Raw genomic sequence first — 21,041 nt, forward strand, 5'->3', positions numbered from 1 at the left:
ATGTGCTCAAGTTCCATTATTAACTCATTTGCAAAGGGTTCTTCCATTGCATCTATTGTATAATGAGATAGTTTGACCTTGAGTAATTTGCCCTGTTCATTTTTTTCTTCAATTAAGGCTATACCAAAAAAACGTGCGGCGAATTCTAATCGAAAAGTAGCGTTACTTGCTAGCTGCTGATAAAAATGGAGTTTACTGTGTTTGTTAAGATAGTACTGGGTAAGATAACCTGCTTGTTTTAATACTGACTCTTGCTCGGCGATTTCGGGCAGCCTTTTCTTTGCATAGGCCTCCAATTTGTTGCAGAAACTATCCAAATTTGTCTTAAAGTCCCAACTAATCTCTGGTTCAAAACTAAGACTTTGAGCCTGATTTACATTCTGGGCCAACTGTTCTTGTACTTGTTGATTGACTGCTTGAGTTTGGCTTAGTTCCTCTTGATTGGCGATGCTTTGTTGATGAGCAATCGACAATTGGACTTTAGATTTTAATTGTTCTCGAGTTAAGGTTTTTGAGCTTCGTACAGTTTGGCTTGTTGCTTGAGCAATAATATAGGTTCCAGGAAGAGTTCTTCGAGGAGTGCGTTGCTGTAAGTTAGATAGCCAGGAATTATTAACTGATTCTTTAGCTTGTATCGCTCGATAAATTAATGATATTGCTTTAGTTGATGAAAAATAATAGCCTGCATTATGGGCTAGCGGATGAAAACCATCTATATTTTCCTGGGAATTAGGTTTTAAATCCAGCAAATTACAGTTGAGATTGTCTTTAGTAACTAAAATAATATGCACCATAAAATTGCATTTGCTGTCCGCAATTAATGCAACTAGCTTTTCATAAACTCTTTTTCTTTTTTGCTCGTCTTCATATAGAGGTTCTTTAAGAACAAGTGTTAATTCTTGAAGTTTTTTTTGTGCAAGGTATTGAAATAGCGGTAATAAATCACGAACCGAAATGGGAGAGGTAAATGCCATAACGTTTTGGTTAGAGAGTTTATCATCATGTTGACAATAAGAAAGATAGCATTCTAAAGCCGAATTGAAATAATAATAATCTTTTAATGGGGTTTTATAGTCATTCCAGCTAAAAGCACAGGAGTTAGCTGGGGATGGAGTATATTTAAACTCATTAAGAAGGTATTTTCCAAGTTGATAAGAAAATCGGTTTTTGGCTTGATGGTATTGTTCAACACTACTGACTAAGAGATCGATGCCTGGGCGATAATGTGCGGGAGGTGCTTCACCTTCAATAACAAGAAAAATATCTCTGAAATTAATACCAACTGACTCACCTTTGTTTATATTATATTTAATATGTACAATTGCCAAATTAAAAGCAAAGTGGAGATCGGGCCAGTACTCAATATTTAAATCATCAAAATCTTCTAAAAATATCTTGTGCTTATGTATTCCTTGACACAGAGAATAATACGTTTTGTTTTCGCTGGTTATTCTACGAGGCAGATCAGGGGCTTCATTCGCACCTTTGAAATAAGCTTTCTTGCGTAGCCAGTTTTCAAGTACATACTTATATATACGAAGGCCTGTGTCCTTTTCAACTCCTATAGCCTGCGTATCCCATGAGTATGTTGGTTCTGTACTCAAAGAAAAAAACGATTTTTCCTTTTTTTTAACATAAAGAAAAGGAGCAGGGCTTAGAGGGGGCATAAGCTAACTTAAGTCAAATAAAATGATTCCGATTATAACATGATGGACTTCGTTAGAACAGTTGTGTAAATATAATTACGATATGGATATATAATATATATAAAAACTTGCGTATCAATGAGTGGAGTTATGCGAGAAAAATAGAAGTTGAAATGACCGATCAGGGGTATGGGCTTTATCATCTACGCCTGTCTAATGATAGAAAACGCTTTGAAATTAAATCCTGATATTGATTCAGTAGTTCGTATGCATAATGAAAAAGAGGCGAGATTATTGCAGGCCGAGATTGCCAGGAATATAGGGTCTTATGTGCTTAATCGGTATGATAAGTTGCTTGAGGCCACTGAGTAAACCTTGGAAAAACGTAGGTAATTAATTACGGTCGCGCTTGTACGCTTATCTACGATCGCGAAAAAATGCGGCCATCTCACCTTGACCGCGGTAATTCAGGCTTCTATGAGCCACGTGCTATCTCACGAAAGTAATTAGATTTATATCTGTGCGAGCAACCAAACTACATACTACTAACCACCGCAGTTGCAACACATGCAGTAGCAGCAACAGCCAAACCCACAACCGCTGCAGGCTTAAAAAATCTATTACTATTAGTTGATACTTTCGCCTTTTCTTGAGCCTTCTCGTTAATTAACGCATTTTCCGTTGTTTGAGAAACCTGTTGTGTAGGACCATTAGGTGGACTTGCATTAACCAAAACATCTGCCTGAGCTATAATATGCACTTTCGAGAACACATAACCCTCTTTCTCAGCATACAAGTCATACTCACCAGGAGGAACATTTGTAAAAAGAATCCCTCCATCTAATGATGTACTCGTTAATGAGCGATCAAAAGGATTCGTTTTATGCGTCAGTGGAAAGATACCAAAATAAAACGGAGTTGATTCAACTTCTGGTGAAAGTCGTACCTTAACACCGTCAATACCTTGGGGGATATCATCTAAGGTCATGTTGGGTGGGGTAACTGTGGCTGCAATCTGAGCTTTGCCTGGGGATTGCGTAAAGCCTGAGGCCCATTGGATAAACGAATAGGCCATTTCTGATGGAACTTGAAATGATATATTTTTTAAATAGTTTTTATCATTGATGCCTTCAGGTGGTACGATGAAGGTTGCTGATTGTGTTGTTTTGTATCCAGACCAATAAGAGCCTGGTTTTTCAAAAACCAAGGTAATGGGCTGACCAATGGGCCATTCAATGGAAAACTTTCCTTCTTCGTCCGTGTAAATTCCTTCTTCTTTAGCACCAAGTGGCCAAACTAATCCACCCGAAATAGCATTTCCAGATACAAATGAACGTGCAAATCCAGAAACTAAAGCTGTTTGTTGGCTCATAAAAATCCCTTTGTATTAAAAAACGTAAATAATATCTTAGACCATTATAAGGAAAATGATCCTTTTCGGTTGAGGTTGTTTTCTTGAACCTCATTGAGGCTTTGACGAGTAGGGCTGTTTTTAAATTGGAGAATAATCACTTCTAATTCTTCTTCAAATTCAGGGCAATACATTCCTGCGTTTTTTAAGAGTTCGATAGCCAGTTTTACTAACTTTCCGGCAGTCTGAAGTTTTTCCTTATGCTGAAGTGTCCCTTTTTCACAGAGAAGTAGGTGGTTCTTTATGGTTTGCATGTTTTTACAGCGATTGATTTGCCCATGATCCTCGATAATGGAATTTACATTGTCATATTGAGTTTCCTCAGTTATAGAGAAAAAATAAGGAAACTTAGCCATTATTTTTTGCGAAGATAAGGCATGGAGCAACTTATTTAAATCAGTTACTTTAATGGTGCGTGTTGCCACATTTTTTTCAATGAATAGTGCCTCAAGATTTTTGTTGAGGATTTTAGAAAAACCTTGTTTGTTGAACGAAATCTAATTACTAGTTATTTTGATAAAATGAATGTTGGTAAGTAATTATTAGAAGTAGTCCGGTTGCTTGTAATCAGGCTACTTCTAATAAATTTTAAGAGCGATGACCATCCGCGTTATTTTGTCTAATATTTTTCCACAACCTGCTTAATAAAGAAAATATTTTTACCAGAATGATCAATAACTTCATTGACAAGAAAAAAACTATTCTATAAATTGCCGCCCTTTAACTCGAAGCAATTAAGGGACTTGATATGCCTAAAAATGATTTCTTTCGTAGTTCTAGTGTAACCACTGCCGCGATTCCTGGTGGATCAACTGCTACAGCTTCAGGGATTGGTGGTGGATTCTCTCAATCCGCATTAGCTGCACAAAAAGCAAGTGCTGTACTTTCCGCAAACAGTGGTCATCGCGATTCGTTATTCAACGCATTAAAAGTTTTATTTGAAGACCAACCCCAAATGGTGCCTTCTGTATTAGAAACTTATTTACCTGAATTGAACGATGGATTGATTGCAACGGATCATTCTATAGCATTTGTGGTTCGAAATGTTTTATTAAGCGTTTACAGCGGTGCAACTCATTTAGCACAAGTCCCTAGTGATTTATCCTCAGTAATTAAGCATACTGGGCATGGTTTATCACACATAGAAATTCCATCTGATAAAATAGAGGATGCATTCCATAAGACATCCACATTTAAACCAGAGGCTAAAGGCTCATTCCAGAGCATGCAGAGCGTATCAGAAGCTCTTGGTAAACAGGCCGAGAAGGTAATGGATGGCCTGAATAAGGATTTTCCGAGAAATAATTCACATGCAAGCGGCCATGCACAATTCGCCACCACTATTGCAGGCGTGAGCATAGGCGTTACAGGGGCACTGCCTACGGCATTGGCTTTAGGAACTGATCTTGTTGGACAAACATTCAAAGAAATAAGTGCAACGAGCCATTTTGTAACAGAAGAATCGGCAAGCAGAGATGGCAAAAAAAATGTCTATGTTGCAAGCAGTGACGTTTCAAAAGCAACTCAGAATAGTGACAGCCAACAATCAAAAGTGCGCTCACTGGAGCTGGATGACGAATTATCCAATATGGATCGTGCTTCTAACTTGTTGTCTAATCAAAGCATTACTTCTCCCATAAACACCGTATTAATTCGTTTAATCGCTTTATCTTTATTTGTAAAATCATCGCGTGCACTTAACAAGGCCTCGCTTGTCATGTCGGAAGGAAGGTTAAAAAGAGCTATAGTTGAGGCAACAGCTCAAGGGTCTTCTGGAGGTGTTGATCGCATTAATAGCCTACACGCCAATTTTAGTTCCTTGTCCAATATCTTGCGTCTTTGTGCCGATAATCTAAAAGGCCCAACAGCAATTGAAACTACAGTGCGAAGCAGTGAGGTTATTTCAAGCCGTTCAATGTCTGTATTATTGACTAATGTGTCAAAACTTGCTGACCTAGTACGTCAATTGTTTAATCAACAACCAGTAAATCAAGAAGAAAATTCTGCTAGTGTCAGTACTAATCGCGTTGTCGATTTAGCACAGCAAGGCGTTTTAAATAATTCAGAAGCTATGATCAAAGCGATACTTGATCGCATCGAACAAGAAAATGGCCAGCACGTTATTCCCGGGCTAAATCAAGACATGGCAAGTCAGTTGAACACGACTTCTCAATCGGGCTTAGCTTCTCTTTTATTGACTCACAGCGTATTTACTAATCCAATCTTATTGGCTAAAAAAGCGAGCAAGGGAGGGGTTAATACAAATGAGGCCCAGAAAAATGAAGCATTGATGGAAATGCTGCCTAGCCTAACTCAAGGGCTAAACCTGATCCAGGCATCAACACGAAACATGATGCAAGAAATGGAACACGTTATGGGGCAAGGTAGTTCGAAAAATGATGGCTCCTTATTATCCCCGCATCATACTGGTGCTAGTAATACAGCCACTCTTTATTGGGTAATAAGTGCTATTTTTCTGATCTGTGATGAAATGCTCTGTATTTGTCGTTCACTTAGCTTAATAGATAAGAATCGTGCCAATGAACTTTCTCAAAAAATTAATGAGTTACCAAGCAAAGATGAATCTGCTCAATCCAGTGAGCAGATCGCTTGGGACAGTCATTCGCAGCAAGAACGTAGTGCGACTCATGCCATAACCGCCTTACGTTTGACCTTATCACATAGCGGCGTTTCTCTAATGAGAATCGCTATGGCATTACATCATGCCGTAGAAAATCATATGGATACCGAGCAACAAAATCTTGCAATGCACACATTGCAAAGAACGCTATTGTCTTCTGGAGCGGAAACATTGCGTTCTCTGGTTGAGGGATCATTTTGGTCAACCGGTGGTACATTGGCCTTGCCTGTACTGTCGAATGGTTCGGCTAATTGGTCACATATGCAAGCCCATTCTACTGATCAGAATTTGCATCCTATACAAACTCATGAGAGTGAACAGTCCAGCAAAGAAAGTACTGAGACATTTCAACCGATCGGATTTTTCACTGATGCGGTAGCTGGTACAGTCATTAACGTTCTGAAAGTTTTAGCTCAAGGCAGTTTAGTGGGTTTAGATACAACAATCGAACTCATTAAGATATTGGAGATTCTTAGCGTGCATCGGGACTCTCTCAACGCATTGCGCGTGGAAAGTAACGACTCATCTAACCCTAATGGTCTATCTAAAAATGTTATTGAAGATCCAAGTGCTGGTTCTAGCGCTGGAACAGGAGCAATACTTATCAACATGTTGGCTTCACTACAAACACTAGATCAAAGCGCTCAAACTCAATCAACATTATCTGCTCAAGAACGGCTGAAACAATTGGTGGATCAGCAGATTGAAGGTCTGGCTGTTTTGGATGATGATGAAGAAGGGCGTGATAATAAAAAAGGCTTAAAAGAGTTTTATCGCGTTATTATTCGCTTGTTGGCACCTCAGCAAAATGAACAAGCTCAATATGATTTAGTGAGACGACTCGATTGTGGTGGTATTGCCTTATCTAGTTATCATTCGCTATTTGGCGCTTATGATGAAGAGCCACGATCGGATCTAAGATTTATAGGACAATTTGCAAATGATGATGACGCACAAGGTCTATTGCGCCGATTTATTGATGAAGCCAAAAAACGCGGTTCTCCATTATTGAGAAGCTTACACAATGCACTACCTGAAGATCAACGCAGCGCCAAGGCTCAAGTATTGTTTGAGCATGTGTTTGAAGAGGTATATCAACGTTATAAGCAAGTCAAAATAAATGATATTATCACCCATGGTTCCGGGAGAAGAAAAGAGCCCACTCGTGATGCCTTCAAAATGGATATGGGTTTGATGCCAGTTCAACTCGTGCAAGATGAGAATGTTGAACAGGATAATACCTTGCGATTAATGTAAATAATATGCCACAGTATCAAGCATCAGGTACACCTGACGAATCAATTGTGAGATCTAAGTTATTGGAACAGCTCCGAGCGAAACTGCCATGCATAATGCGTGAGCAGTTAACCGGAGATACCTTGGCGCAAGCGTACTTTTTGCTGGCGATGTTAAGTGACGATGAATGCGTTCATGAATTACACACATGCTTACAAGAGCAATACCCAACATCACCCGTTGGGCAATCGCCAATTGAGCAAGCCTTAGCATTAGTAGCTCAATTGCAGAAAGCTGCGTGTAATCCTAAGGCTGCGTTCAAATACCGCTTGCCCAGTTTTTTGGGCGAATATCCTATTCATAGCCAAGAAATCAATCGCAAGATTGAGCAATTTAATCAGCTCATTGAAGCCTATCATATTGATGAGCTAGGCCAAGAGCTAGAGCCTGCTGCTTTAGATGAGGCTTATCAAGCCCTCTTGCATACTATTGCTCATCATCACATGGGCTGTAATCCCCATAGCTTATGGCAATTACTCAAAGCCATGACGCCTTGGTCATCAGCTCCAATCGAGGAGTTTTTAGAAACATCTCCGTATTTATTGTCTCCCCTTACTAATTTAGAAGAAGCTGTATTAAAAGAACAAGCATCTCTGCCTAAACAGCCAGTTGCTGAAATTCATCTGCCTTCCTCTTCGAATAAGAGCACTAATGAGAAGCCTTTTTCAGAAAATTTTAACTACAAGTTTAATGAGGCAGGACTTATTGAATCCAGCGATTATCTGTTAATTAATGGATTTGCTTTTAAGCCTGGCGGGCATGCTGATGCATTAACGAAACAAGCACCGGAATTCTTACCTTGGAAACAATGGAAGGGCGCTATTCGACGTCAATTATCTCAACAGATTGAATTACCGCTAAATGATGAGTTTTTTGATTGGTTGCAGATTGTATTACAACGTCTTGGCATTGAATTTATGGCTCTGCAGGAATCATCGGATGAATGCTATGTTAGTCCTTTTTTGCGTCAGCAGACGACTCTAAGTACTTTGAACGAAGACATGATTCTGGGCATTTTGCGCGAACAATGTGAACGTAGCGAAACCGTTATTGATAGCGCAAATTTGTTAATAATCAGCCGTTACTTAATGCGGTTTTTACAAGCCTTCCAATTCAATCGTGGACAAGCATTAGGAATTGGTGCCAATTGGGGTGGGGTAGTTAATGAATCGAATGAGGCGGGGACGGATGCTTTTCGCTTTAATGACTCGGAATGGGCTTCACATTTTAGAAGTTTGAGCCTGCATCGCCAAGGCCCGGCTGAAGCGCATATGAACGCAACAATCGGAGTACATTTTGAACTTGAGGCATTGCTATCAAGTTTTGAGTACATGACCCAGCTACAACCTTCTGAATATGGCAATACGCTCTACAGTGCCTTAGTCGACAATCTTATGGCGACCATGTTCCCTGAACCCCATTATTTTGAAAACTCTGCCTATGTTAAGTACCGTCGGCACTTTGTTCTCAAACATACTGATGAAGGTATGCTGCAGGTTGATTCGTTTTATCAACCCGACTCACAAGGCACCTATTTTAAAACTAAAAAAGGGGATTTCAAGCAGACCCCCATGTTTCGGCAAGCAGGCTCTTTAGTAGTGGAGTCTTTTCCACGAGATATTGGTTCTGGTGAATGCTTGCAGTCTCTTTCGGTGGCAAACCCATTATGGCCCTTACAATTGCAATACGCCCAAGCCTCTTCGAGCAGCATCCGAGGTCATACGGTTTATAACCCAATTGGTCCAGACGAGTTTATTCCTGATACGTTTTATGGACAAATTATACGTGAAAGTGAACATGTATCGGTGCCCTTTATTGGGGTAGTACCCAAAAATTTCGATGGTCATTTTAAGCAAGTTGAGCTTTGCGCCTCGTTTGTAGTGCGTATGTTGCAATCATCACGCTTAATGACTTATTGTCCTACATTCAAAGAATATTATTTTTCGATTTTGTCCCGATTTTTACCGTCTATGGAGTGCGTGACACCCGCATTGCCTCTTAAGATGAATGCTACAATAAGACGTAAATGGAGTGACTTTGATCGCATTGTGCACGACACTGAACGGAGTGCAGAAGTTTGTCAGGAGGCATTTTTTTCTTTATTTAAGGAATTAGTTCATAGTCTTTACTCTTTAACCAAAGATGATGCTGATTTACATTATTATTTTGTTGAATTGACTCGTTCGCCTAACGTGTTTAGCCCGCATAATCGTGCAAACTGTGAACGTTTGATTCGTGAATTGACGACATTAAAGCCTTTATTAACAAATGAAAACAGAGCTAATCATCGACAGTATGAAGCTACTTTACATTATCTTGGTGAATTAACAGCTTTCTTCTATCCTGCTCCTAGCGATGAAACAGCAAAAGCAGTTGCCGAACAAGCACGTCTTCATGTCAGTCCACTATTGAGAAAGCCTGCAATCAAAAATTATTTTGCGATGCTTAGCCAGCAAGCCCAGGCGAATATCTCTCCTAAGGTTTCACCAGGATTGATGCATGATGCTTTAAAATATCAACGCCCATCTCCTGAGGTATTCCACGATTTTTACAGTCGACGGCATGCAGTTAATTTTTCCTCTGGTTTTCGATGCATCGATGGTGAGCAAATCGTGATGCCATCAACTCGTGAGGTACTATTAGATAAACTAAGTAAAACAGTAGGGGCGGCATTAGCGCTTATTCGTCGTAACAAATCCATTTTTAGTTTGATAACTCAACCATTTTCTCAAGCTTATATCCAAGGTAGTCAAGCCTTTCACCGTCAAGAGCGGTACAAAGTATTTTGGGGTTTATTCGCAGGCATTGGCGGCTTTTTTTATGGCACGGTGCTCGGGGTATATTATGCCTTAACCAGCCTTCCCAGGGCTATTTATCATGGTTGGTTTGCTCCTGGAGTAGAACAACATAAAGCCAATCATATTTTAGCAATTTCTTCCGCAGCCAGTAATGAGCCGGGTGCTCATATTGTCGCGATGATGAACATTCGTGATCACTTATTGCGACTCATGGCTACCTCAAATGAGCATACGCCATCAACCGAGCAATTAATTGCTTTATTGTTGCAACAGGTGAAGAAAATACATCCTTCTTTATTATCCAGTAAGGTAATCACAGAAGCACGTTATACAGAAATCCTGCAAAAGGCTTTTCCATTAGATTTAAATGCGTGGAATGAATTATTTGAGCCAGTAATACAGGCTGGAGAGGATAAGATCTTGCAAGGTATTCTTAACCAGTATCCTTTGCAAATCGATCGAGTACTCATTTATGCCCTCTATGAATCCTTGACTGCATCGAATAGTCAACAAGGTATTTCAGCGGTCATTAAAGCGGTTGTTGATAAGCATAAATTAAAGAACCCGCAAGACAATGCATTATCTGCTTTAGTTCATTATTATGCGAGTAATCCTGATGCCCAAATACGAGATATTGAACAGTATCGATTTCATGGGACCGCAGTAAGAAAATTAAAAGAGCAAGAGAAACAAGTACGTAAAATCCAAACATGGATAAATAATGCTCTTGATATGCAATGGTCTTTAGAAACGCTGTTTAGCCAGTTTCTTGAGCAATACCATGTCTTTTTGAATAAAGACACGTTGGAGCACATTGTTTCCAAGCTTCCTAACAGTATCAAAGCAATCGTGTTAGAACTTTTTTCTAATCCTTCAGATCAAGAAATAACACTATTGAATGATTATGAGTTAGATAGACAACAAAAAGTTTTTCTTTTGCGATGTTCACGTTGTTATCGGGAAATCACTTCACAAGAAGTACAACAACGTATTCAATATTTGGCTGATGTTTCTATGCCGTCGGAGCAAATGCTAAGTGTTAAGGCTCAAGAACATTTGAAATTAATTCAATTGAAGCAGCGTGAGTGGCAGCATCGATTATTAGCAATCGATGCTATTGCGCCTATTATTGAGGAAACAAAGAGGCAGCTTGTAGTCTATCACGCAGATTTAGATGAGTTAGTGCGTATTTATGAAAACTGTTTAAATGGAACTGACCGTAGTCAGGCATTTAATTTGTTTTATAGCCAGGCAACAAAGATACTGGAAGCCTGTTCCATAGAAAGCCCTTTACGTGATTGGGTCAACGTGACCATGAATGTTTTTGTAAATGAGCTTTTAGATCAACAGCAAACATGGACTAATGTGAAAATTATTAATAATCCATTGAGTAATTCTTTGGCGGCAAAACAATGGTTAGGCCATTTGATGACGCACAACAATGCGCTACGGACACTACTTAGTCAGCAAGTGGAACAAGCTCCATCTTTAGATCATGCGGCACTGCGTTGCCAATCCATTCTGCATGCTTTAGAAACATCGCAATCCAGGCAAGAACCTATTCGTGGCACAGGCATGCAAAAATTATTACGCATCATTTGCCAAAATGCGAATACATTGACCACAACAGGTGAGCAACAAGCTAAACACGTTCCGATTTCGGCCTTATGTAAACATTCGATTACCATGACTCGAGCTTTAGAACGTATCCAGGATAAAGTTCCTGAAGATGATTTCGTTAGGGCTGTTGATATCAACTGGAAGGGATTTAGATAGATTAGGCCTTCAAGGAAGGTTCAATGCGCTCTAATAGTCATCTTTCGGCCATTGAACCATTAGAAATGGTGTATATCTCACTTAGTGTCGGCTGGATATCAGGGCCTCGATGGAGTAACGCTAGATTTTTCTACAGACTCAGAATTCGCAATAGCTTTCTTGCGGTTTAATTCGATGGTGATCATAACCACTTCAAAATTTTCTAACAAAACTCGAGCAGCCTGAATGTCGGATAGTTTTATGGGCTTTTTGGTAATAGGATCCTTTTCCATCCGATTCAAAGTGGAGAGGTCATAATAGGCTTCTTTATACCCGACAGGAATATCATTGAAATAATCTTTCATGATGGGATCTATAAATTTCTCAAGTAACACTTCTTCTTCTGAGCTTAACTTCTCCAATTTTTCGATACGAACTGCTATTGACTCAGGCTTTGTACGGATGAATCTATCGATATAGGCTTGCGTATGTTCTGTATATTGATCCACAACGGGAACTTGCTGCGACGAAGATGAAGGAACTGGTACGTTTCGCACAACAACTCGCTCGATAACGTGCTCAACCTCAACAATTCGAGTTTCAGGAATAGACCGACCCATATTATGATGAGTATAGCTTGGACTATGTGCTTGTAGAAGTACACCTGCACAATAGATCTCAGCAGTAATACTTCCTCTATGGATGGTTTTTATGACATCAGCATGAGGTCGGTGGGTAAAATATACTTTTCCTTGGCCATAAACGGTTAATTTTAAATCTCTATCTACTTCGCCTTCAATTGTCAGTGTCCCGTCACCATCTTTGAGAATCTGGCATTTAGCAGCGATATTTCCTTTTATAATTACATTACTTTGCTCAGAAATATTTATTTTGACATTGTAGCCTACAGCACCATTGATGGTAGTTGAACCAGTGTCTTGTCGAAAGAAGTTCGTGTCATTTGCAATCTTATCTAACTCGACATTATCTGAGCCTTTGTGGTTGATTGTGAGTCTTTGAGAACTCCAAAAAAAGTCAAACAGTCCCATTACATCTCCTTATTAAAGATCGGATAAAAAAAATCGATTTTGAAAGCTAAAAGAATAAAATGCAAGAAATTTAAGCGTTTTGGAGTAGGTTATTTAAAAAATTAAATTCTAGCATGGATGAAGGCATAGCCGTACTCAAGGGAACAAACACCAAGCCCCTGAGTACGGCCGCATTTTATGCGTAAGGAAGAACTAACACCGTGGTTCCTACATCAATAAATTGCTCATTTAACCACTTTGCAGCTCCAGGCAACACACGAACACATCCATGACTAGAATTCGCTCGCGGAACCTCATAAGCTGCATGAATTGCATAGCCATTATGGAAATGCATGCAATAAGGCATCTTAGCCCCGCCAATTACATGTCCATCTTTAGCAATAGGGTATTCATTGGATCTGCAATCAGCGCCTTTTTTATTAAAAACAGTATAAGTACCTGTTACTGTTTTACAATCTTCTTTGATGTCATCACAGTAGTTCTTCCCACCTGAGGCACTACCAGTCATAACCCGATTACCTTTAGCATCATAAGCTGCCCAAGCGTATTTTTTGGGGTTAAATACAAATAATTTTTTACCTTTAACATCCCACGTTTGGGGAAAGGCTTTGCGTCCTCGAGTATCATCCTGGTAAGGAGTCGTATAATGTAAGCCTCCCGCATCATCAGTAATTACATCTTGTTTTGTGCATGATGCCGCCATTATTCCTGATAGAAGTATTAGTGGTATCGTTTTTTTCATTATTAAACATTCCTATTAACTAAACGAACCCGTTATCATACGTCCTTTTGCTATAACCAGGGAATAGTTTTAGATAAATCAATTGTTTGCGTTCGAGGATTCCTTTGTATCCAGGCATTAAGAACAAAATGTCTTAATTTTTTGCATTTATCAGTAGAACCCATAATGAATAGATGTCATTATTCAATGGCTTATTTTTAAGGAGAATTATATGTTGGTTAAGGATTTGCGTATTGATATTCCTGAACGAGCTAATGCACCAAAAACTCGATTGCATATACGGGTAGTCAGTGAAAATGAGGACAGCCTCAATACGATACCATACCTTTTTATGCTCCCAGGAGGCCCCGGCGCTAACCACTCGCATTATAAAGATTATGAATGCCTTCATTCGACTGTTAATGTAGTATTTTTTGATCCCAGAGGATGTGGGTTAAGTGAGAAAGGTGAGCCTTCATCATACACTATGGACAACTACATTCAGGATGTTGATGTAATTCGTAAGCATCTTAATTTGGAACAAATAGCCTTATTGGGTAAATCATATGGAGCAATGTGTGCCTTAGGATATGCTCTGACTTTTTCAGAACATGTTTCTAGCCTGGTTTTGGCTGCTGGTTCTCCTAGTTTCAAAAACATTGAGTCTGCTCGTCTAAATATTGAAAAAAGAGGCTCTCTTGCTCAACAACAAGTCTGTGAACAATTATGGGCCGGAGATTTTAAAAGCGATGAAGAGGTAGATAACTTTTTTGAGGTCATGGACACGATGTATTCCTGGAGAAAAAGACATAAGCTTCCTGTAAATCGACCCACAGCGGATTATGCTTTTGCACGCGAACCATTGAATCAGGGATTTGGCGGGTTTTTACGTACCTTTAATTATGAAAATCGCTTGCAGGAAGTGGCATGTAACACGCTTATTCTTGTTGGTGAAGAAGACTGGGTTACTGATAAAAAGCATTCTGAGTTTATGGCCAGTAAGATCTCAAACAGCCAATTTATCGTGTTCGCCAATGCGGATCACTCAATGGAATCTGATGTCCCACAAGAGTTCTTTTCAAGTATCGAAACTTTTTTGAAAAACAAGGTGAAAAAAGGAAACAACATCATTTTTTTAAAGAAGAAGGGGATACAGAAAAAAAACAATTGAGTGATGAGGCAGATAAATCTAAGGTTTGTTCATTTGATTAAAAGAAAGCAGCAGCCCATATGAGCGCAACGTACTGGCTTGAAGCTGGGGTCGGGCACAGAACCCGTATTACGACCTCGTCTAAGTATGGGCTATAGATCCGGTACTCTTTTGGATGCTTTATGTGTTTGTACAAAAATCGATAATTAAGGTATAATCCCCTTTTTTTTACTAACCATGTTAATGACATCGGACATACTGTTTTCATCCTTGGCAATTGCCCCCATGATCGACTGGACTTACAGTCATTTTCGCGTCTTCATGCGTATCCTTGCTCCACATTCGCTTTTATATACCGAAATGCAGACTACTGGCGCAATTCAAAATAACCCTCAACGTTCTTTGCCGTTTAAACAAAAAGAACATCCATTAGCGTTACAGCTTGGAGGTTCTGATCCACAGGCCTTAGCGATCTCCGCCAAATTAGCGCAAGCAGAAGGTTATGATGAGATTAATATTAATTTGGGATGCCCAAGTGATCGAGTAAAAGCAGGGCATTTTGGCGCGTGTTTAATGAGTCAGCCTGAACGAGTGGTTGATTGCATTAAAGCGATGAATGATGCAGTGACCATCCCAGTTACTGCAAAAACGAGAATTGGTATTGACCATCAAGACAGTTATGAGTTTTTTAGTAATTTTGTGCATCAATTAGTCGATGCGGGCAGCCAAAAAATTATTGTACACGCACGAAAAGCTTGGCTTAATGGATTAAGTCCAAAACAAAATCGTACAATTCCTCCCGTTAATTACGATTTTGTTTATCAAATAAGAAAAGAAATTCCTCATATCCCTGTGGTTATTAATGGCAATATTAAAAGCTATCAAGAAATCAAAGAACATCTGGAGCATGTAGATGGTGTGATGTTAGGGCGTCTGGCCTGCGATAATCCTTATGAAATAGCCAGCATCCACCATGCTCTTTATCCACAAAGTCTAATGTTGTTGCGCAGTCAGTTATTTAGCCAGTATAAAGATTATTTGATTGAGGAATATCATCACGGTACGGCTCTGAGTTTATTGGTAAAGCCAATATTTAACTTGGCTTTTGGTTTGCCGGGTGCCAGTCAGTGGAAAAAAATATTAATGCAGTTGTTGCAAACTAAAGACCTATCTCTATTAGAGCAAGCAACCTATTATTTACTAGAGATAGAAGAGGCTGTTGCATTATAAAAGGCGGCCCCCCATATTTGTCATCCCCGCGCAGGCGAGATGGGTGGTTTGGACTTACTTCATGGGAAGTAAAAAAAGCCGTCATTGACGAAATTTACATTATCGTGAACGTGTAGCATTTAGAGATAAACTCACCTGCACGAGAAGGATAAGCCCTTAATATTGGAAATTCACGTTGTGTCGAGGCGTTCAATACACGGGATTTTCATTTCAGTGCTCGAAAATCACTCCATTTGGGTGCAAACTAGTGAAATGTCAGCAGACTCTGATGTTATTCATAGTATTTTCTTCTAATTTTTAGTACATTAACACATTTAATATTTAAAACCTCCAGAGGATTGTTTAGGCCATGCTGAATACGTTGATCAAGAAAATGTTTGGAAGCCGAAATGAGCGTACATTGCGGCGTATGGAAAAGGCAGTAATGGCTATTAATGCGTTTGAATCACAGATGCAGGCCCTGACTGATGCCGAGTTAGCAGGAAAAACCGCACAGTTTAAAGTCCGTTTTAATGACGGAGAAAGTCTTGATGAGTTATTAGCAGAAGCCTTTGCTACGGTCCGAGAAGTATCTGTACGTACTTTGGGATTACGTCATTTTGACGTGCAATTAATAGGTGGAATGGTATTGCATGAAGGAAATATTGCCGAAATGCGTACTGGGGAAGGTAAAACTTTAGTTGCAACATTACCTGCTTATTTAAATGCAATTACTGGTCGTGGCGTACATGTGGTAACGGTTAACGATTACCTGGCCAAGCGTGATAGTCAGTGGATGCGCCCTATATTTGAATTTTTAGGATTGACGATTGGGGTAATTTACCCAGATATGTCTCATAGTGAGAAGCAAGCAGCATATCATTGCGATATTGTGTATGGAACAAATAATGAGTACGGTTTCGATTACCTGCGCGATAATATGGCTTTTAGCTTAACTGATAAAGTGCAACGAGAGCTTAATTTCGCGATTGTGGACGAAGTAGACTCCATTCTTATTGATGAGGCGCGTACTCCTTTAATTATTTCCGGTGCGGCTGAAGATAGTTCAGAGCTGTACATTAAAATTAATAAACTAATCCCGAACCTGAAAAAGCAAGAAAGTGAAGAAGCAGGTGATGGCGATTATACGATTGATGAAAAACAAAAGCAGGCGCATTTAACGGATGCAGGCCATCAACACATCGAAGAGTTATTGCTTAAAGCAGGTTTATTAGAGCAGGGCGAAAGCTTATATCATGCCAGTAATATTATGCTGATGCACCATGTTAATGCGGCTTTAAAAGCACATGCGATGTTCCATCGTGATATTGATTACATTGTTAGCGATAACCAAGTAGTTATTGTTGATGAACACACTGGACGCACTATGCCTGGTCGTAGATGGTCTGAAGGCTTACATCAAGCTGTTGAAGCGAAAGAAGGTGTAGCGATTCAAAATGAGAACCAAACTTTAGCATCCATTACGTTCCAGAATTTTTTCCGTATGTACAACAAGTTGTCTGGAATGACGGGTACAGCAGATACAGAAGCTTATGAATTGCAACAAATTTATAATCTTGATGTTGTGGTTATTCCAACCAATAAACCTATGATGCGCAAAGACGAACCTGATTTAGTTTATTTAAATCAACAAGATAAGTTCCAGGCAATTATTGATGATGTGCGTGCTTGTGTGGAGAGTAAACAGCCTGTTCTTGTTGGTACTGCATCAATTGAAGCTTCTGAGTTATTAAGCCAACTGCTTAATAACGCGAAGATTAAGCATCAAGTATTGAATGCTAAGTTCCATGAAAAAGAAGCACAAATTATTGCTGAAGCTGGACGTCCAGCCGCGGTAACCATTGCTACGAATATGGCAGGTCGTGGAACTGACATCGTGTTAGGTGGAAGCTTATCTGCTGATTTAGCACAATTACCTGAAACTGCTAGCGCTGAAGAAAAAGAAGAAGTAAAACGTGTATGGCAAAAACGTCATGAAGAAGTGCTTGCCTCAGGTGGTTTAAGAATTATTGGCTCTGAGCGTCATGAATCACGCCGTATTGATAATCAGCTACGTGGTCGTTCTGGTCGTCAAGGCGATGTGGGTAGCAGCCGTTTCTACCTATCGCTTGAAGATAATTTGATGCGTATTTTTGCTTCAGAGCGTGTTGCATCTATGATGCGGCGCTTGGGGATGAAGCCTGGAGAGCCAATTGAACACACTTTAGTGACTAAGGCGATTGAAAATGCTCAACGTAAATTAGAAGGCCATCATTTTGATGTCAGAAAGCAGTTATTGGAATACGATAATGTGGCCAATGATCAACGACAAGTCATTTATACTCAACGTGCTTCTATCATGGAAATGGCAGATACTGAAGAAGTCGTAACGATGATGCGTGAAGAAGTAATCAACAACCTTGTTGATACTTATATTCCACCACAAAGTTTAGAAGATCAGTGGGAACCAAAGGCATTAAACGATGTTTTATCGGAAGAGTTTCAATTAAAAACTCCTCTACTTGAGTGGATTGAAGAAGATCATCATATTCAACCTGATGAAATCAAAGAACGAGTTCTCGAATTGGCTGTAACGCATTATGATGCCAAAGTACAACAGGCTGGTAGACCGGTTATGTCGCAGTTTGAAAAGTCAGTAATTTTACAAACTTTAGACAATCAATGGCGTGAACATTTGGCGGCAATGGATCAATTGCGTCAAGGAATTCATTTACGTGGTTATGCTCAGAAAGATCCGAAGCAGGAGTATAAAAAAGAAGCGTTTTCTTTGTTTACTAGCATGCTGGATACCCTAAAATACGATGTGGTTCGTCTGCTTTCTTCAGTTGAAATTCAAAGTGAAGCCGATGTGGATGCGGTTGAAGAGCAACGTCGTGCGGATCAAGTAAGTAAAATGAGCTTGAATCATGGTGAGTCGTTCGCTGATGACGAAAGTGGTACTGCTCAATCACAAACATTCAGACGCCAAGAAAAGAAAATAGGGCGAAATGATCCATGCCCATGTGGTTCAGGTAAGAAATACAAATCTTGCCATGGTAGTTTGTCGTGATTAAAGTTGCTGTAGCTATTATTGTAGATGAACAGCAGCGTATTTTAGTAACCCAACGCCCACTTCATGCATCTCATGGTGGGTATTGGGAGTTCCCCGGTGGTAAATTAGAAGCCAATGAACTTGCCGAACAGGCTCTTATCCGTGAAATAAAGGAAGAAGTTGGTTTGGATGTGCTTAAGCATCAGTTTCTAGGTGAAGTGCATCATCAGTATGCGGAGCGGTCGGTACAATTGCTTATTTTCCTCGTAACACAATTTTCTGGAAATCCTACATGCATTGAAGGACAGCTTGCTATGAAATGGATTCGTCAGCAAGAGCTGAATCCTGATGAGTTTCCTGAGGCAAATCGGGAAGTGATGCAGTTGATTCCCGCGCTGTAGTTTAATCCACATTATAGTTGTCTTGGTTAAGGCTAGTTAGAGTTGTAGGCTTGGCTGAAAAGCCAAGTATCGGGAGTTGCAAAGACTGTGTTTGCTGGGCTTTTCAGCCAAGCCTACGGTTTAGATTAATTAAAGTCCAGATACAAAGCTGCATGATCCGAGACTTCTTCACTCATAACCTCGAATTGATTAATTTTTATTTCCGGTGAAGTCAGGATATAGTCCGCAAATTTTTCACTTTTTTTATAATAACTGGTACGTGTAGAACGTACCTTATTAACGGTAATAAGATTCGTCATACCTTCTTCGATAATATGCATGCTTTGCGTGTTTGGTCTTAAATTAAAATCACCGCATAATATTTTAGGCGTATTAATTGTATCCATAAAATGACGAATACGCATAGATTGCTCAATTCGATCTGGGGTATCGCTTTTACCACGACCATTCCAAAGCCCGTGCACATTTAAAATCGAGTAGGTTTGATTATTGGATTCACATTCAACCCATTGCATGTTCCGTGAATGATTCTCACCAATTCCAGGATGATATTTTTTCTGGTGAATATTAATTTCGCCTTCACTTACAATATCAATACTCTTTCTTAATAACATCGCTATGCCATAAACGTTATCTACAGCGGGTTTAAAAATAGCGTAATGTTCGGGAAGTAGTTTTTGCAGATCGGAGAAAATATTTAAACTTAACTCGCGTTCTTGACGAGAAATAACACGATGCGCTTTGTGATAGACCTCTTGCAGGCAAAAAATATCCACATCTTTATGATGATTTATAAACTTTAATAAGGGGATTCTTAAATGCCCCCCCCATAAATTTAATGTAACTAGCTTCATTGCCCATTCCTTTGATCTTATTCAATAATCATAGCCTATTTAGTTAAAATAATTCCAGGAGGTGTTTGCATTTATACTCGCTTAGTAAAAATACTTCAGGTTTTCCCTCATTGACAGAGACCCCGTTTTTTGTAACGCTGTTATTTAGTAAAATCAAGGAGTTGATGTGAACGGATTGAAGTATATTTTATTAATCACCTGTATTTGCCTTACATCTCTAGCATATACCAAGCACGAATCTAACTTACGTATTATAACTCCCGATAAAACAATTATTTTAGACCGTGCAGCGTTACTCGCTCATCCAGCGCTTACTCCAGTAACGATCAACAATGACCGAGCTTATCCTAATCAAATAATTTCTCATAAAGGAATACCCTTATGTAAACTTCTTAAACCCTATGTTGCTCGGGATAATAAAGTTATTGAGTTTATTGCTAAGGATAATTTTCATGTTTATGTGCCGGCTCAGAAAATTATGGATTGTAGTAAAAAGTCATCCATTGGAATGCTGGCAATAGAACCTGAATCTAAATGGCCAGTGATTGATAATCATACTGGATCTACGGCGGGACCTTATGAAATTATTTGGCTTTATCCCGAACGCTCTTACATCTCAAATGAATATTGGGCATGGAGTGTGGTTACGATAAAAATAATGAATGATCACGATTATAAATACTTGCTCCCTGTACCTAAGACCACGGATAAATCAATTATTAATGGCCATAAGATATACATTAGCTATTGCGAAGGATGCCATACAATGAATCATATTGGAAAAAGTAATATTGGTCCTGATTTAAACTGCTCTAAAAACCCATGGGATTATTATCCTGATCGCGTAGTGTTGAAAAAGTTTATTCGTGAGCCTAAATCTGTTCGTATTTTGCCTGAGGGAAGAATGAGTGGTTCTGATTCTATATCCTTATCGGAAAATGATCTGGATGATTTAATTAAGTTTTTTGCGGTGATGAAAAATAAAAAGCAATGCTGATGTGGTTTAGATTAAGGGTCACCGTTAATATTTCCACGGTGCAAGATCAGCATTGAGCATT

At 39.4% G+C, this 21,041-nt stretch carries 12 protein-coding genes and 1 pseudogene; 7 read left to right on the top strand and 6 right to left on the bottom strand.

The features are described 5' to 3' along the window. The 3 genes and pseudogenes from ACQY7T_RS14015 to ACQY7T_RS14025 all read right to left on the bottom strand — a co-directional run. A pseudogene (locus ACQY7T_RS14015) lies at window positions 1–1,667 on the bottom strand (preprotein translocase subunit SecA); the annotation flags it as partial. Window positions 1,668–2,181: 514 nt separating this feature from the next. Next, a complete protein-coding gene (locus ACQY7T_RS14020; RefSeq protein WP_428414151.1) occupies window positions 2,182–3,018 on the bottom strand; it encodes a carboxypeptidase regulatory-like domain-containing protein in 837 nt (278 codons plus the stop codon). 44 nt (window positions 3,019–3,062) lie between these two features. Then, on the bottom strand, window positions 3,063–3,482 hold the full coding sequence (locus tag ACQY7T_RS14025; protein WP_428414152.1) for a hypothetical protein: 420 nt from the start codon (window positions 3,480–3,482) through the stop codon (window positions 3,063–3,065). Between the two features lie 323 nt (window positions 3,483–3,805). On the opposite strand from ACQY7T_RS14025, the gene ACQY7T_RS14030 reads away from it, so the two are divergent. Then, the gene (locus ACQY7T_RS14030; protein ID WP_428414153.1) at window positions 3,806–6,955 is read left to right on the top strand and encodes a hypothetical protein; all 3,150 of its coding nucleotides are present in this window, start codon (window positions 3,806–3,808) and stop codon (window positions 6,953–6,955) included. A 5-nt stretch (window positions 6,956–6,960) separates the two neighbouring features. Continuing rightward, window positions 6,961–11,568: a hypothetical protein gene (locus ACQY7T_RS14035; protein WP_428414155.1), complete on the top strand. Its 4,608-nt coding sequence runs from the start codon at window positions 6,961–6,963 to the stop codon at window positions 11,566–11,568. Between the two features lie 98 nt (window positions 11,569–11,666). Here ACQY7T_RS14035 and ACQY7T_RS14040 read toward each other — a convergent pair whose 3' ends face one another. Then, the gene (locus ACQY7T_RS14040; RefSeq protein ID WP_428414156.1) at window positions 11,667–12,596 is read right to left on the bottom strand and encodes a hypothetical protein; all 930 of its coding nucleotides are present in this window, start codon (window positions 12,594–12,596) and stop codon (window positions 11,667–11,669) included. A gap of 175 nt (window positions 12,597–12,771) precedes the next feature. Then, window positions 12,772–13,338, bottom strand: coding sequence for a L,D-transpeptidase (locus ACQY7T_RS14045; protein ID WP_428414157.1), 567 nt, complete (start codon window positions 13,336–13,338; stop codon window positions 12,772–12,774). A 211-nt stretch (window positions 13,339–13,549) separates the two neighbouring features. Between ACQY7T_RS14045 and ACQY7T_RS14050 the strand changes: the two genes are divergently transcribed. The 4 genes from ACQY7T_RS14050 (at window position 13,550) to mutT (ending at window position 19,129) form a co-directional block, all read left to right on the top strand. After that, entirely contained in the window at window positions 13,550–14,488 is a 939-nt protein-coding gene (locus ACQY7T_RS14050; RefSeq protein WP_428414158.1) for an alpha/beta fold hydrolase, read from the top strand. A gap of 222 nt (window positions 14,489–14,710) precedes the next feature. After that, window positions 14,711–15,697, top strand: coding sequence for a tRNA dihydrouridine(20/20a) synthase DusA (gene dusA, locus ACQY7T_RS14055; RefSeq protein WP_428414159.1), 987 nt, complete (start codon window positions 14,711–14,713; stop codon window positions 15,695–15,697). 349 nt (window positions 15,698–16,046) lie between these two features. Then, window positions 16,047–18,746, top strand: a complete 2,700-nt coding sequence (gene secA / locus ACQY7T_RS14060; RefSeq protein WP_428414160.1) for a preprotein translocase subunit SecA — start codon at window positions 16,047–16,049, stop codon at window positions 18,744–18,746. Then, window positions 18,746–19,129, top strand: a complete 384-nt coding sequence (mutT, locus tag ACQY7T_RS14065) for an 8-oxo-dGTP diphosphatase MutT (protein ID WP_428414180.1) — start codon at window positions 18,746–18,748, stop codon at window positions 19,127–19,129. Before secA ends, mutT begins: the two co-directional genes overlap by 1 nt. 125 nt (window positions 19,130–19,254) lie before the next feature. Here mutT and ACQY7T_RS14070 read toward each other — a convergent pair whose 3' ends face one another. Next, window positions 19,255–19,983, bottom strand: a complete 729-nt coding sequence (locus ACQY7T_RS14070) for an endonuclease/exonuclease/phosphatase family protein (protein WP_428414161.1) — start codon at window positions 19,981–19,983, stop codon at window positions 19,255–19,257. Between the two features lie 166 nt (window positions 19,984–20,149). Here ACQY7T_RS14070 and ACQY7T_RS14075 point away from each other — a divergent pair, with 166 nt between their 5' ends. After that, entirely contained in the window at window positions 20,150–20,980 is an 831-nt protein-coding gene (locus ACQY7T_RS14075; protein ID WP_428414163.1) for a c-type cytochrome, read from the top strand. Window positions 20,981–21,041 lie beyond the last annotated feature (61 nt).

It is taken from the genome of Legionella sp. (assembly GCF_965140895.1).
In the GTDB taxonomy this organism is placed as follows: Bacteria; Pseudomonadota; Gammaproteobacteria; order Legionellales; family Legionellaceae; genus Legionella.

Excerpts from the sequence above, each read along its gene's own strand:
- ACQY7T_RS14020 (WP_428414151.1), bottom strand. The coding sequence starts at position 3,018 with ATGAGCCAACAAACAGCTTTAGTTTCTGGATTTGCACGTTCATTTGTA.
- ACQY7T_RS14030 (WP_428414153.1), top strand. The coding sequence starts at position 3,806 with ATGCCTAAAAATGATTTCTTTCGTAGTTCTAGTGTAACCACTGCCGCG.
- ACQY7T_RS14035 (WP_428414155.1), top strand. The coding sequence starts at position 6,961 with ATGCCACAGTATCAAGCATCAGGTACACCTGACGAATCAATTGTGAGA.
- ACQY7T_RS14040 (WP_428414156.1), bottom strand. The coding sequence starts at position 12,596 with ATGGGACTGTTTGACTTTTTTTGGAGTTCTCAAAGACTCACAATCAAC.
- ACQY7T_RS14045 (WP_428414157.1), bottom strand. The coding sequence starts at position 13,338 with ATGAAAAAAACGATACCACTAATACTTCTATCAGGAATAATGGCGGCA.
- ACQY7T_RS14050 (WP_428414158.1), top strand. The coding sequence starts at position 13,550 with ATGTTGGTTAAGGATTTGCGTATTGATATTCCTGAACGAGCTAATGCA.
- dusA (WP_428414159.1), top strand. The coding sequence starts at position 14,711 with ATGACATCGGACATACTGTTTTCATCCTTGGCAATTGCCCCCATGATC.
- secA (WP_428414160.1), top strand. The coding sequence starts at position 16,047 with ATGCTGAATACGTTGATCAAGAAAATGTTTGGAAGCCGAAATGAGCGT.
- ACQY7T_RS14070 (WP_428414161.1), bottom strand. The coding sequence starts at position 19,983 with ATGAAGCTAGTTACATTAAATTTATGGGGGGGGCATTTAAGAATCCCC.